The sequence below is a fragment of the Streptomyces sp. NPDC051214 genome, from assembly GCF_040682375.1.
GTDB lineage: Bacteria > Actinomycetota > Actinomycetes > Streptomycetales > Streptomycetaceae > Streptomyces.
This window is the reverse complement of record NZ_JBFBAT010000002.1, coordinates 74,157-87,022: the sequence shown is the minus strand read 5'-3', so window position 1 is coordinate 87,022 and position 12,866 is coordinate 74,157. Positions and strand designations below refer to the sequence as shown.

Genomic DNA, 12,866 nt, shown 5'->3' with positions numbered 1-12,866 from the left:
GCGCAGCGGGAGCCTGCGCTTGCCGGTGCGGACGGGCTGTGCGCGGCGTCGGCCGCCGCCACCGCCGCCGCGGGGCTGGGCGGCGCGAGCGTTCCGGGGCTGGGCGTGACTGTGCCGGGAGCCGGCTGACCGGCCCCTTTTGGTGCGGGTGTTCATAGCTGTGCGCCCTCCGAGGGCTGCTGGCCGGCGCCTCGCGGGGACAGATGACCGATCGCCTGGGCGCTCTGCGGGGACTGCTGATCGGCGGCTTGCTGCACCGCGGGGACTTCGCCGCCGCCTCCGGACGCGCCGGGCGGGGTCTCGGTCGACGGGTCCGGGTCCGGCGTGGTGGGGTCGTCCGTCGGGTCCGGGTCCGGGTCCGGCTTCGTGGGGTCGTCGGTCGGGTCGGGGTCCCCGCCGTCGTCCGTGGGGTCGGGGTCGGGCTTGCCGCCGCCCGTGGGGTCGGGGTCGGCCGTGTCGCCCGGCTTCGTCTTGCCGTCGGGCTTGGACGGATCGTCCGCGTCCTCGTCGCCGGTCGCGGGAGCGGTGCTGCCGCTCTTGGACGCGCCGGGCGACGGGGTGTCGCCGGGTGAGGCCGAGGGGTCGAGGGAGTCGGCCGGGCGGTCGGGTGTGTCCACCTTGCTCGCCGGCTTCTCGTCCTTGGATTCGATCGGGAGCCAGGGCGCGCTGGAGTTGCCCGAGAACAGAGTGGCCACGATGATCACCGCGTAGACGGCGCAGGCCATGCCGATGAACACGCCTATGCGGCGGTATCTCCGGCTGCGGCGGCCCGTCTCGTCGACGAAGACCGGCCCGTCGGGCCCGTCCTGGTCGTTCTCGGAAGCCAGATCGGCCAGCTGCCGTCCCACCCCGTCGATCTGAACGGTGACCTCGTTCGGATCATGGGTGTGTTCCGGTAGGGCATCTTCTCGCCAATTCTCCATGCGTACGCACAACCCCCCACATACCTTGACTCGGGCGCGCACGACTCCGGGCAACTCGCCGTTCGGACCGAGCCCCCACCCGATCCGAGCGCCCCCCTATCACACCGCGCCCGGACCATGAATGTAGCGCACGGCGGTGTCAGTCGTACTAATCCGTCAGTCCAGCCTCATCATGATGAGTGCATCTGTGGCCGGAACCCACCCGTCCTCGGGCCTCCGCAGCCACCCCTCGGCGGCGGCGAGCTCGGCCGCGGCAGCGCGCAGCGCGTCGACACCCGGGTGCACGAGCCCCTTTCGCCACACCAGGGACACGGGGGAGAGCGGAACGGGGTCGGTCAGGGGCCGCAGGACGGACTCGGGCATGGTGGGGAAGTCCACAGCGGTGAGGACCGGGGTGCGATTCTTCGCCATGATCCTTCCGAACTCCTCGGGGCCCACCGCCAGGGGCGCGGGCGCCGCCACCTCGATCCCGCGTCCCTCGAAAAGGCGATGCGCCAGATCGGTCCACTCCAGCGTCCGGGGGTTTCCGGCGCCCGCGTACACGCTCTCCCCCGCGAGCGCGCCGAGCGGCACCGCGTCGAATTCGGCCAGGGGGTGCCCGAGCGGCAGCAGCACCGCCATCGGCTCGTACCGCACGGGCTGCTGCGAGAGCCGGGACCGCAGCGCGGGTTCGAGGCCGGCGTAGCGCCCGAAGGAGACGTCGAGCCGCCCGGCGAGGATCTCGGCCGCGGCCCCGGTGAGCCCGCTCTCGAAGCGGGCCATCAGCTCGCAGTCCGGGGCGAGCTCGCGGGCCCGCTCCAGGACGCGCCCGGAGATGAGCCCCGGGCTGTTCAGGTCCACGAGCAGCGGGCGGGCCGCGCCGCCGGCCCCCGTGCCGCGCGCGAAGGCGGCCGTCAGGTCGTCCTGCGCCTCGATGACCCGCCGCGCGTACGGCACCAGCCGCTCCCCCTCGGCGGTCAGCGTGACCTGCCGTGTCGTCCGCACGAACAGGTCGGCCCGCAACTCGCGCTCCAGGCGCCGCACATCCCGGCTCAGCGCCTGCTGGGCGACGTACAGCCCGGCGGCGGCCCGCGTGAAGTGCAGCTCTTCGGAGACGGCCAGGAAGGCGCGCAGGAGGCGTGGCTCCACGTCGCGGGGCAGACCGTGCTCGGGGACACGGGGTGTACGGGGTTCTGCGGTCACCCGCGGGAACTTACAACAGGAGTGCGTGAATCGGGCCCCAGAAGGTGTTGGACCTCACACCGGCACCACGGCGAGGGTGATCCGCATGCCGCCCGCCGAATCCCACGCACCCCGCCGCCGGAATCCCTACGCCCGCCTCTTCCGGATACCCGGAGCCACCGCCTTCACCCTCGGCAACCTCATCGCCCGCCTGCCCATGGGCATGTTCAGCGTGAGCGCCGTCATCATGATCGCCGGGAGCCGCGGCTCGTACGCGCTCGCCGGAGCCGTCACCGCGACGGGCCTCGCCGCGACCGCCGTCGTGGCCCCCTGGACGGCGCGCCTCGTCGACCGGCACGGCCAGGCGCGGGTCGCCGTCCCGGCCACCGTGATCGCCGCGCTCGGCTCGCTCGCGCTGCTGCTGTGCGTGCACCACGGAGCGCCCGACTGGACCCTGTTCGCCGCGTACGCCGCGACGGCCACCACGCCCAACACGGGCGGCATGTCCCGGGCACGCTGGGCCCACCTCCTCAAGGACGACGAGCGGGCCGTGCACACCGCCAACTCCTTCGAGCAGGCCGCGGACGAGCTGTGCTTCATGCTCGGCCCCGCCCTCGCCGCCTTCCTGTGCGGGGCGCTCTTCCCGGAGGCGGGAACCCTCATCGGGGTCGTGCTGCTCCTGACCGGCGTCCTGCTCTTCGCCGCCCAGCGCTCGACGGAACCGCCGCCCCGGGGACGTACGACCACCAAGGAGAGGTCGCCCCTGCACGCGCGCGGGATGCCCGCCCTGCTCGCCGCCTTCCTCGCCACGGGCGCCGTCTTCGGCTCGATGGAGGTCGTGACGATCGCGTACGCCGACGCGGAGGGCCACAAGGCCGCCGCGGGCGCGATCCTCGCGCTCCAGGCCGCGGGCTCCTGCGCGGCGGGCCTCCTCTACGGGACGGTCGGACCGACCGGGTCCCCGAACCGCCGCCACATCCTGTGCGCCGTGGCGATGGCGGCCCTGATGACGCTGCCGCTCCTCGCCGCCACGCTCACCGGCTCCCTCCTTGTGCTCGCCGGGGCTCTCCTTGTCGCCGGTATGGCGACGGCACCGACGATGGTCACCGGCATGTCCTTGATCCAACAGCGCACCCCCGAGGGCCGGTTGAACGAGGGCATGACCCTCGCCGTCACCGGGCTCCTCGGGGGCATCGCCTGCGGCTCGGCCTCCGGCGGCTGGGTGGTGGAGCACCTCGGCGCCGCCCAGGGCTACGCGGTCCCGGTCGCCGCCGCGTGCTGCGCGCTGCTGCTCAGCATCGCGCAGGCTTGCGCCACGAGCACTCCAGGTCCCCGCTCGGCTCGGCCCCACGCTCCGAGCGCGGCCTGACGAGAACGGCCTTGTCCTCGGTCGACTTGGCGAGCGTCACGACGATCGCGTCCTCCAGGGCCTTCACCGAAGAGGGCAGGTAGTTGTTGAGGATGATGCTGAACACCAGCTCACGCCCGCCCGCGTCCTTCACGTACCCCGAAAGAGCGGACGCCCCGGTCAACGACCCGGTCTTCGCCCGTACGTTGAGGGCCGCCGGCGTCCCGCACATCCGCGTGCGCAGGGTGCCGCCGACGAACTTGTCCGGGTCGCAGGCCACCGGGAGCGACTTGTACCAGTCGGCGTACCAGGGCTCGCCCTTCGCCGACAGGAGCAGGTCGATCAGCTGGTCGGCGGGGACGTTGGTCTTGCGCGAGAGCCCGGAGCCGTCGGCCTGGCGCAGCTTGCCGGGGTCGACGCCGGCCGTCTTCAAGTAGGCGCCGATCGCCGCGAGTCCGTCCGGCCAGCTGCCGGGCCGCCCGGTCGCCTCGTACCCCATCGTCTTCGTGAGGTTCTCCGCGTGCATGTTGTTGGAGAGCTTCATGAAGGGGATCATCAGCTCGCTGAGCGGCATGGAGTCGTGCGACGCGAGCTGCCGCGCGCCCTTGGGGGTGGCGAGTCCGGTCCTCGTCGGGCCGCTCACCCGCACTCCGTGCGCCTTCAGCGCGTCCCGGAAGATCGCGGCCGCGTAGCCGGTCGGCTCCCAGACGGCGATCCACTCCTTGGTGGCGGAGCCGCCCACGGGGACGGTGCCGGTGACCGTGAGGGTGTTGGTGCCGTGCTCACGTTCGATGGTGAGGGTGTCCGCGCCGCCCGCGGGGACGGTCCTGGCGCTGATGTCGACGTCCACGTAGTCCGTCTTCGGGGTCACCGTCACCTTCGGCCGGTCCCCGGCCTTCGCTCCGGGGGTGGCCTCGACGATGACCGTCCCGGTGTCGTAGTCGGTGTCCGGGGCGACGCTCAGCGCGGAGATCTGGGCGGCGTAGTACGCGAATTCGTCGTCGGCGGCCCAGGTGTCGCCGACGCGTTTGTCGTCGAACCGGGTGTCGTCCGCGACCAGGCGGCCCGAGACCCGCCGGACGCCCGAGTCGGCGATCTTCGCGGCGAGTGCGTCGTAGTCCTTCGCGAGCGTCGTCGGGTCGCCGGTGCCGCGCAGATACAGGTCACCGTCGAGCACACGGCCGTCGCGCCTGCCGTCGGTGAGCACGTCGGTGGTGAAGCGGTGGTCGGGGCCGAGCCGCTCCATGGCCGCGGCCGACGTCAGGAGCTTGGTGTTGGACGCGGGCATCAGGCGCCCGCTGGGCAGGTGTTGGTAGAGCACGTCACCGGAGGCGGCATCGGCGACGACGACGCTCGCCGCGCCGCCCTCCATCCGGGGGTCGCCGAGGATGGTGTCGATGGCTTCGGGCAGGCCGCTGCGGTCGGAGTCCGCCCCGGCCGGCGAGCTGACGGAGAGGGTGGCCGCCGCGACGCCGAGCACGGCGGGCCAGATCCATTGGCGCATACGGGCGTTGACGCGTCTCACGGGTCTACTCATGACCCAGGAGCATCCCGGACTCGGGCCCCCCGCGACAGCCCCCACTCCGGCCACGTACGCCACGGGGGTGGACGGCGGGGCGGTCCCCCCCGCCGTCAGTCCGGTGCGCAAGGCGTGCGGCGGCAGCGGGGCAGCAGGGTGGCCAGGAGCAGCACGGCGGGGGCGGGGTCGGCCGGGGTCACGCCCGCGCGGCGGCAGACCAGGGCGTCGGGGTCGCCCGGTGACTGCTGGAGGCTGTAGCCGTCGGGGCAGGCGGGACCGGCCTCGCCCGTCTCGCCCTTGGGCCCACGCTCACCGCGCGGCCCTGTGGGACCCGCGGGGCCTTCGGGGCCCGAGGCACCGCCCGCGCCGTCGGAACCGTTGGCTCCGTCGGCGCCGTTGGCGCCCGGGGGCCCTGCCGCCCCCGCTGGTCCTTCCGGACCTCGTTCGCCGTTCGCGCCGTCCGTGCCGTCGGCCCCTGCCGGGCCGGGCTCGCCGGACGCTCCCGCCTCACCGGGCTCACCCGCCTCGCCCTGGTCGCCCTGTCGGCCGCCGTCCCCCGGCGTCCCCTTCTCGCCGGGTTTGCCGTCCTCCCCCGGTGAGCCGGTGGCGCCCGGAGACCCGGGCACCCGCGCCCGGGACAGCAGGTCGTCGACGGCGTCGGAGGGGTCGGGCGCGGCAGGGGTGTCGCCGTGCGAGCGGACCTGTGCGCGCAGCGTCCGTACGTCGCGGGCCAGGGTGGACACGGCCTCACCGCGCCGGTCCGCCTCGGCGGCGAGCCGGTCGGCGCGACGGTCACCGGCGTCGATGCGGGCCCAGAGCAGCGCCGCGACCCCGCAGAGCGCGACCAGCACACAGACGAGGAACACGGTGCGCCAACGGCGGGCCAGCAGTCGCTCGAGCTGGATCACGGAGTGCCTCCGAGCCGTTGGTTGTCGATGAGCAGCCGGGCGATCTCGCTCTGGTCATGGACGTGCAGAGCGTTTAACTCGGCGAGTTTCGTGTCGCGTTCGGCGACTTGCCGCTCCAGCCGGTCACGCTCGGTCTGAAGTCTCTCCGTGAGGCTGGAGTAGCCGGTGAGCGCGTTCTCGCCGCGCTTGCCGAGATAGGCCACCACTGCCGCGCCGAGAACTCCCAGGCTGGCGAAAATGGAGCCTAAAAGAGTGACGGTGGCATCCAAGCGACTGCCTCCTGCACTTGCGTACTCGGCCGTGCTTCTGTGCCGCCCGGCCGTTTGGGGAACCTGCACTCGGATGCAGTAACGAGTCACATGCCCAGAGGATGTGCCCGGACGGTGCGTGCCCCGCACACGGAAGAAGCCCCCCGGCCACCGGCCGGAGGGCTTCAACCTCACATGGGAATTGTGGAGATGGCGGGAATCGAACCCGCGTCCAACGGTGCAAAAGGAGGGCTTCTCCGAGCGCAGTTCGCTACGATTTTCTCGGCCCCGGAGATCTCGCGAACAAGTCTCCGACGGGCCCAGTCACTGTTTGATTTCCCATCGAATCCCGTGACCGGACTCGATGGTTTAGTTCCCTAGATTATGCCAGGATCCGGGTCGGGAACACTCCCGGGCTGACACCCATTAAGGGTCCTTCACTCACTGCTTATTAGGCAGCGAGGGCGAAGGACTGGGAATCGCTCTTGTTATTGGCGATTATTGGTTGCGACATATGGTTTACGAGATCATTGTCGCTTCCTCGGCTCGCTTCCCCTGCTTCGACATCCGCTGTCGAAACCGATCATCCCCATGTTTTTTTATCAATCCACGCCCCGGCTGTGCGGGGCAGTGCCCATCGTACGTGACCAACGCCCGACGGGGCCAGCCAATTCCCGCGTGGCCCGCCAGGACCCGCGGGGCCCGGCGGTCAGGCGCTGCGCTGACGCCGCTTGACGTCCGCGACGGCGCGGTTCGTCTCCCGCAGGTCCTGCTTCTCCTTGAGCGTCTGACGCTTGTCGTACTCCTTCTTGCCCTTGGCGAGGGCGATCTCGACCTTGACCCGGCTGTCCTTGAAGTACAGGGCCAGGGGCACGATCGTGTGACCCGTCTCCTGCGACTTCGACTCCAGCTTGTCGATCTCCGCACGGTGCAGCAGGAGCTTGCGCTTCCGCGTGGCCGAGTGGTTGGTCCAGGTGCCCTGCACGTACTCCGGGACGTGGATGTTGTGCAGCCACGCCTCGCCGTTGTCGATGTGCACGAAGCCGTCCACCAGGGAGGCCCTGCCCATCCGCAGCGACTTGACCTCGGTGCCCATGAGCACCAGGCCGCACTCGTACGTGTCCAGGATGTGGTAGTCGTGCCGCGCCTTCTTGTTCTGCGCGACCATCTTCTTGCTGGGGGCCTTCTCGGCGGCCTTGGCGGCCTTGCGCTTTACCTTTTCCTTCGCCATAGTGCGGCCATTTTCGCACTACGAGGGGGGTCCGAGGCCAGTCAATACTGTCTCGGCCCGCGTCTCGGCACCGTCCTCGACCTCCAGGTCCGGTGTGATGCCCCGGCCGTCGACCGCCTGCCCCGAAGGCGTGCGGTAGTGCCCGACTGTCAGCTCGGCGATGGAACCGTCGGGCAGCCGGCTCGGCATCTGGACCGACCCCTTGCCGAAGGTCTTCGAGCCCACCACGACCGCGCGGCCCCGGTCCTGCAGGGCGCCCGTGAGCAGCTCGGCCGCGCTCATTGTGCCGCCGTCGACCAGCGCGACCACCGGCCTGGTGGTGTCGCCGCCCCGCTCGGCGTGCAGGGCCTTCTGCCGGCCGCGTACGTCGTACGTCGCCACCAGGCCACCGTCCACGAGCCCCGAGGCCGCGGTGACCGCCTCCGACACCAGTCCCCCGGAATTGCCCCGCAGGTCCAGCAGGATGCCGGCGCCCTTGGGGGCGTCACGCACCGCAGACCGCACGCGCTCGCCCGCGCCCTTGGTGAAGGCCTCGACCTTGATCATGACAGCGCCGCCCGCGAGCTGCGTGACCGTGACGGAGTCCGTGGAGAGGCGGGCCCGGTGCAGTGTCTCGCTCCACGCGCGCGTGCCCCGCTCCAGGCCGAGCTCGACCGGGGTGCCCGCGCGGGCCCCGCGCAGCAGGGAGACGACCTCGGTGACGGGACGTCCCGTCACGCGCTTGCCGTCGATGCTGCTGAGCCGGTCGCCCTCGCGGATGCCGGCCTGCTGGGCGGGGCCGCCGCGCTGGACCCGGGAGACCTCGATGCGGCCGTCCTGGGCGCGCCTGGCCCAGAGGCCGACGCCGGTGTACGCGCCGTCGAGGGCCTGCTCGAACTCCTGGTACTCCCCGGGGGAGTAGACCGATCCCCAGCGGTCACCGCTGCGGCTGACGGCCTCCTCCGCGGCCTCCTTGCCGGACTTGCCGTCGGCCATCGCCTCGGCCGCGGCGTCGGCCGCCTCGTCGGCTGCGTCACCGGACGAGACGACGGAACGGGCGGACAGGGCAGGCGACTTCCGGCCTTCACCGGACGCCTCGCTCCAGGAGCCGGTGGCCGCACCGGTCGCGAGCACGCTGGCGAACACCAATGTCAGGGTCGCCCCGCGGCGGATACGGCGGGGCCGGGAGAGCAGTTCACAGAACCGGTCGGGGCCTGACATGCCGGTGAGTCTAGGACAACGAAGGGCGCCGTACGGTCGGTTGAACCGTACAGCGCCCTTCGGAACAGGCGGGTTTTGTCACACCTTCAGATACTTGCGCAACGCGAAGAACGCGGCGAGCGCGGGCATCAGGAGGCCGATGGCGAGCACCAGGGGCAGCTTGGCGAGGACCGCGTCCCACCCGATGAAGTCGATCAGATTCAGCTTCTCGGAGAGCGCGAGGCCGTGGTCGATGAGGAAGTACCGGCCCACGAGGAGCATGCCGCAGGCGACACCGCCGCCGATGAGACCGGCGACGGCCGCCTCCATGATGAACGGCATCTGGATGTAGAAGCTGGACGCGCCGACGAGCCGCATGATGCCGGTTTCACGTCTCCGGCTGAACGCCGATACACGCACCGTGTTGACGATCAGCATCAGCGCGACGACGAGCATCAGCGCCATCACCGCGAGCGCCGCCCAGTTCATGCCGTTCAGGAGCTCGAAGAGGTTGTCCAGATAGCCCTTCTGGTCCTGCACGGACTGCACGCCGTCACGTCCGGAGAAGGCGGTCGCGACGACCTGGTACTTCTCCGGGTCCTTCAGCTTGACGCGGTACGACTCCTGCATCTGGTCCGGCGTGAGGGAGCTGGACAGCGGGGAGTCGCCGAACTGCTCCTTGTAGTGCTTGTACGCCTCGTCGGACGACTCGTAGGTGACCGTGTCCACCACGGGCATCTTCTTCAGGTCGACCTTGACCTGTTCCTTCTGCTCGTTCGTGACGGCGCCCTTGGCGCACTTCGGGTCCTGCTCGGCGTCGGCCTTGTTGCAGAGGAAGATCGAGACGTTGACCTTGTCGTACCAGTAGCCCTTCATCGTGCTCACCTGGTCGCGCATGAGCAGCGAGCCGCCGAACAGGGCGAGCGAGAGGGCCACGGAGACGATGACCGCGAAGGTCATCGTGAGATTGCGGCGGAGACCGACGCCGATCTCCGACAGGACGAACTGGGCGCGCATGGCTCCCTTTCAGTGGATCAGTGCGGTGGATCAGTACGGGCCGTCAGTGCTGGTAGCCGTAGACGCCGCGCGACTGGTCGCGGACGAGACGGCCCTTCTCCAGCTCGATGACCCGCTTGCGCATCTGGTCCACGATCTGCTGGTCGTGGGTAGCCATGACGACGGTCGTGCCGGTCCGGTTGATCCGGTCGAGCAGCTTCATGATGCCGACCGAGGTCTGCGGGTCGAGGTTGCCGGTCGGCTCGTCCGCGATGAGGAGCTTCGGCCGGTTGACGAAGGCGCGCGCGATCGCCACGCGCTGCTGCTCACCACCGGAGAGCTCGCCGGGCATCCGGTCCTCCTTGCCGCCGAGACCGACGAGGTCCAGGACCTGGGGCACGGACTTGCGGATCTCGCCGCGGGACTTGCCGATGACCTCCTGCGCGAAGGCGACGTTCTCGCCGACGGTCTTGTTCGGAAGGAGTCGGAAGTCCTGGAAGACGGTGCCCAACTGGCGCCGCATGTGCGGCACCTTGAAGTTGGAGAGGCGCGCGAGGTCCTTGCCGAGGACGTGCACCTGGCCGTGGCTGGTGCGCTCCTCGCGCAGGACAAGCCGCAGGAAGGTGGACTTTCCGGAGCCGGAGGAGCCCACCAGGAAGACGAACTCGCCCTTCTCGATCTCCAGGGAGACATCCCGGAGGGCGGGCCGGGTCTGCTTGGGGTAGGCCTTGGAGACGTTGTCGAATCGGATCACGGATGCACCACGGGTCGCCGGGGGTAGGTGAGCGTGACCATACGCGAAGCCGGTGTGCGAGCGCAGTCAGCGTCCTGAGTTGCGCGAATTGTCGCGGATATACCACGGAACGTAACAGTCTGAAACCGACGAGGACGGGCGGGCCGCGCCGAAATTCGTGGAAGCTGGCACAGTGGTAGGGGGAACGGTTGGGTTCCCTCTAGCGTTGGGCAGGCTGTAACTGTGCGGGAGGAGAAGCGCATGACCCATGACAGGTTGGTGTGCGCGAACTGCGCGGGGCCCGTGAGTGAAGGCCGCTGCCCCGTCTGCCGGGCAAGCCGCCAGCGCCTGCAGCAGGAGGGACCGTTCGGCGGCCTCAGCCCTGCGGCCCTGATAGGGGTGCTCGTCGTGCTGATCGCGGCGGTGACCCTGCTGGCGCACCAGACCGCCTAGCGCGCCCCCAGGCGCGCGCCAGGACACCAGAAGGGCCCGGAGCCGACGGCTCCGGGCCCTTCTGTCATGTCATGCGCCGCGCACGGTCCCGTACGCGGGTGCGGTCGCCCTGGATCAGGCGGCCGCGCCGCGGTTGCCGACGAAGCGCGGCAGGATGCGGAAGCCGATGCCGCCGGCGATCATCGTCGCGGCGCCGATCAGCAGGAACGTGGTCTCGGCGGCGCCCGTCTCGGCGAGCTCGCCCTTGTCGGCCTTGTCGCCCTGCTCGACCGGGGCGGAGCCCGTGTCGGTCAGGCTGTCCTTGCCCTTGCCCTGCTCGACGGGGTTGGAGCCGCCGTCGGGGTCGTTGTCGTTGCCACCGGTGCCGTTACCGCCGCCGGTGCCGTTGCCGCCGCCCGTGCCGTTGCCGTTGCCGGGGTCGCTCGGGCCCTCGGTGGGCGTGCCCGGGTCCGTCGGGTCCTCGGTGGGCTGCGTGGGCTCCTCGGTCGGCTCCGTGGGCTCCTCGGTGGGCTCGGTCGGCTCCTCCGTGGGCTCCGTCGGCTCCTCGGTGGGCTCCGTCGGGATCTCCGTGGGCTCCTCGGTCGGCTCGGCGTCGTCCTCGCCGATGCCGACGTCGACGCCGATGCCGTTCTCGTCGGCGCTGGCGCTGGCGCTCGCGCCGCCGAGGTCGACACCTACGTCGAGGGCCGAGGCGGCACCGGCGGCGGTCAGCGAAGCACCCGCGGCGATCACCGCACCGGCCGCTATGCGTGCTACGCGGATCCGCGTCTTCTTGGTCATCTGGCTGCTACCCCCAGTAGCTGAATCGTCAGTGAGGCAGCGTCCGGGACTGCGTTCGTCGGGGGCGCTGGATCGGCCCCCACAGATCACACGCGCCCCAGAGATACGCATGCCGCTCGGTAGCCTTTCCAGTTTCCCCAGCAACGTCAAGGTCGTTGCGCGCGCGATGTCTGAAATAGCAGCAGTTGACCGGCCTACGGAGATGTGACTGTGACGTAAAAGGCAACTGCCGCCTCAGGGGCGGCAGTTGCCTTGTCGATAAAGCGGCGCTTACTTCTCCTGCTGCTTGCGCCAGCGAATTCCGGCCTCGAGGAAACCGTCGATCTCGCCGTTGAACACGGACTCGGGATTGCCCACTTCGCACTCCGTGCGCAGATCCTTGACCATTTGGTACGGGTGCAGGACGTACGAACGCATCTGGTTGCCCCAGGAGTTGCCGCCGTCCCCCTTGAGGGCGTTCATCTTCGCCTGCTCCTCCTGGCGGCGGCGCTCGAGGAGCTTGGCCTGGAGGACGTTCATGGCGCTCGCCTTGTTCTGGATCTGCGAGCGCTCGTTCTGACAGGAGACGACGATGCCGGTGGGGATGTGCGTCAGGCGGACCGCGGAGTCCGTCGTGTTGACCCCCTGGCCGCCGGGGCCCGACGAGCGGTAGACGTCGATGCGCAGCTCGGACTCGTCGATCTCGATGTGGTCGGTCTGCTCGACCACCGGGAGGATCTCGACTCCGGCGAAGGAGGTCTGGCGGCGGCCCTGGTTGTCGAAGGGCGAGATGCGGACGAGCCGGTGCGTGCCCTGCTCGACGGAGAGCGTGCCGTACGCGTACGGGACCTGAACGGCGAAGGTGGTCGACTTGATGCCGGCCTCTTCCGCGTACGAGGTTTCGTAGAGCTCCGTCTTGTAGCCGTGGCGCTCGGCCCAGCGGAGGTACATGCGCTGCAGCTTCTCGGCGAAGTCGGAGGCGTCGACGCCTCCGGCCTCGGCGCGGATGGTGACGAGCGCCTCACGGGCGTCGTACTCCCCGGAGAGCAGTGTGCGGACTTCCATCTCATCCAGCGCCTTCTTGACGGCGGTGAGCTCGGTCTCGGCCTCGGCGCGGGTGTCCGGGTCGTCCTCCTCCTCGGCCATCTCGAAGAGCACGCTGAGGTCGTCGATGCGCCCGCGCAGGGCCTCGGCCTTCCGCACCTCCGCCTGGAGGTGGCTCAGCTTGCTGGTGATCTTCTGTGCCGCATCCGGGTCGTCCCACAGGGACGGCGCGGCCGCCTGCTCCTCGAGCACGGCGATGTCTGCCCTCAGCTTGTCGAGGTCCAGGACGGCCTCGATCGACTCCATGGTCGAGGAGAGGGACTTGAGCTCTTCGGATACATCGACGACTGCCACGGGACCAGCC

At 70.3% G+C, this 12,866-nt stretch carries 13 protein-coding genes and 1 other RNA gene; 2 read left to right on the top strand and 12 right to left on the bottom strand.

Annotated elements, in window-relative coordinates; genetic code table 11:
• Positions 1 to 152: 152 nt before the first annotated feature.
• The gene (locus tag AB0M70_RS04820) at positions 153 to 923 is read right to left on the bottom strand and encodes a hypothetical protein (RefSeq protein WP_365816423.1); all 771 of its coding nucleotides are present in this window, start codon (positions 921 to 923) and stop codon (positions 153 to 155) included.
• 156 nt (positions 924 to 1,079) lie between these two features.
• Positions 1,080 to 2,063, bottom strand: a complete 984-nt coding sequence (locus tag AB0M70_RS04815; RefSeq protein ID WP_365817532.1) for a LysR family transcriptional regulator — start codon at positions 2,061 to 2,063, stop codon at positions 1,080 to 1,082.
• A gap of 127 nt (positions 2,064 to 2,190) precedes the next feature.
• On the opposite strand from AB0M70_RS04815, the gene AB0M70_RS04810 reads away from it, so the two are divergent.
• Complete coding sequence (locus tag AB0M70_RS04810) at positions 2,191 to 3,453, top strand: MFS transporter (protein WP_365816421.1); 1,263 nt, start codon at positions 2,191 to 2,193, stop codon at positions 3,451 to 3,453.
• Here AB0M70_RS04810 and dacB read toward each other — a convergent pair.
• The 8 genes from dacB to ftsE form a co-directional block, all read right to left on the bottom strand.
• Positions 3,377 to 4,969 carry a D-alanyl-D-alanine carboxypeptidase/D-alanyl-D-alanine-endopeptidase gene (gene dacB / locus AB0M70_RS04805; protein WP_365816419.1) on the bottom strand — a complete coding sequence of 531 codons (1,593 nt, stop codon included), beginning with the start codon at positions 4,967 to 4,969 and terminating at the stop codon, positions 3,377 to 3,379. The two genes, AB0M70_RS04810 and dacB, sit on opposite strands and share 77 nt — an antisense overlap.
• Positions 4,970 to 5,064: 95 nt before the next feature.
• Entirely contained in the window at positions 5,065 to 5,859 is a 795-nt protein-coding gene (locus AB0M70_RS04800) for a collagen-like protein (RefSeq protein WP_365816417.1), read from the bottom strand.
• Entirely contained in the window at positions 5,856 to 6,128 is a 273-nt protein-coding gene (locus tag AB0M70_RS04795) for a hypothetical protein (RefSeq protein WP_365816415.1), read from the bottom strand. Before AB0M70_RS04795 ends, AB0M70_RS04800 begins: the two co-directional genes overlap by 4 nt.
• A gap of 181 nt (positions 6,129 to 6,309) precedes the next feature.
• Positions 6,310 to 6,698: a transfer-messenger RNA gene (gene ssrA / locus AB0M70_RS04790) on the bottom strand.
• A gap of 118 nt (positions 6,699 to 6,816) precedes the next feature.
• A complete protein-coding gene (smpB, locus tag AB0M70_RS04785; RefSeq protein WP_365816413.1) occupies positions 6,817 to 7,338 on the bottom strand; it encodes an SsrA-binding protein SmpB in 522 nt (173 codons plus the stop codon).
• Positions 7,339 to 7,356: 18 nt separating this feature from the next.
• Positions 7,357 to 8,538, bottom strand: coding sequence for a S41 family peptidase (locus AB0M70_RS04780; protein WP_365816411.1), 1,182 nt, complete (start codon positions 8,536 to 8,538; stop codon positions 7,357 to 7,359).
• Between the two features lie 78 nt (positions 8,539 to 8,616).
• A complete protein-coding gene (gene ftsX, locus AB0M70_RS04775; RefSeq protein ID WP_365816409.1) occupies positions 8,617 to 9,534 on the bottom strand; it encodes a permease-like cell division protein FtsX in 918 nt (305 codons plus the stop codon).
• A gap of 43 nt (positions 9,535 to 9,577) precedes the next feature.
• Entirely contained in the window at positions 9,578 to 10,267 is a 690-nt protein-coding gene (ftsE, locus tag AB0M70_RS04770) for a cell division ATP-binding protein FtsE (protein ID WP_030788113.1), read from the bottom strand.
• 240 nt (positions 10,268 to 10,507) lie between these two features.
• Here ftsE and AB0M70_RS04765 point away from each other — a divergent pair, with 240 nt between their 5' ends.
• Complete coding sequence (locus tag AB0M70_RS04765; RefSeq protein ID WP_363211505.1) at positions 10,508 to 10,699, top strand: hypothetical protein; 192 nt, start codon at positions 10,508 to 10,510, stop codon at positions 10,697 to 10,699.
• Between the two features lie 114 nt (positions 10,700 to 10,813).
• Here the strand turns inward: AB0M70_RS04765 and AB0M70_RS04760 are convergent, their stop codons facing one another.
• Positions 10,814 to 11,479, bottom strand: a complete 666-nt coding sequence (locus AB0M70_RS04760) for a hypothetical protein (protein ID WP_365816406.1) — start codon at positions 11,477 to 11,479, stop codon at positions 10,814 to 10,816.
• Between the two features lie 270 nt (positions 11,480 to 11,749).
• Positions 11,750 to 12,856 carry a peptide chain release factor 2 gene (gene prfB / locus AB0M70_RS04755; protein WP_363211507.1) on the bottom strand — a complete coding sequence of 369 codons (1,107 nt, stop codon included), beginning with the start codon at positions 12,854 to 12,856 and terminating at the stop codon, positions 11,750 to 11,752.
• Positions 12,857 to 12,866 lie beyond the last annotated feature (10 nt).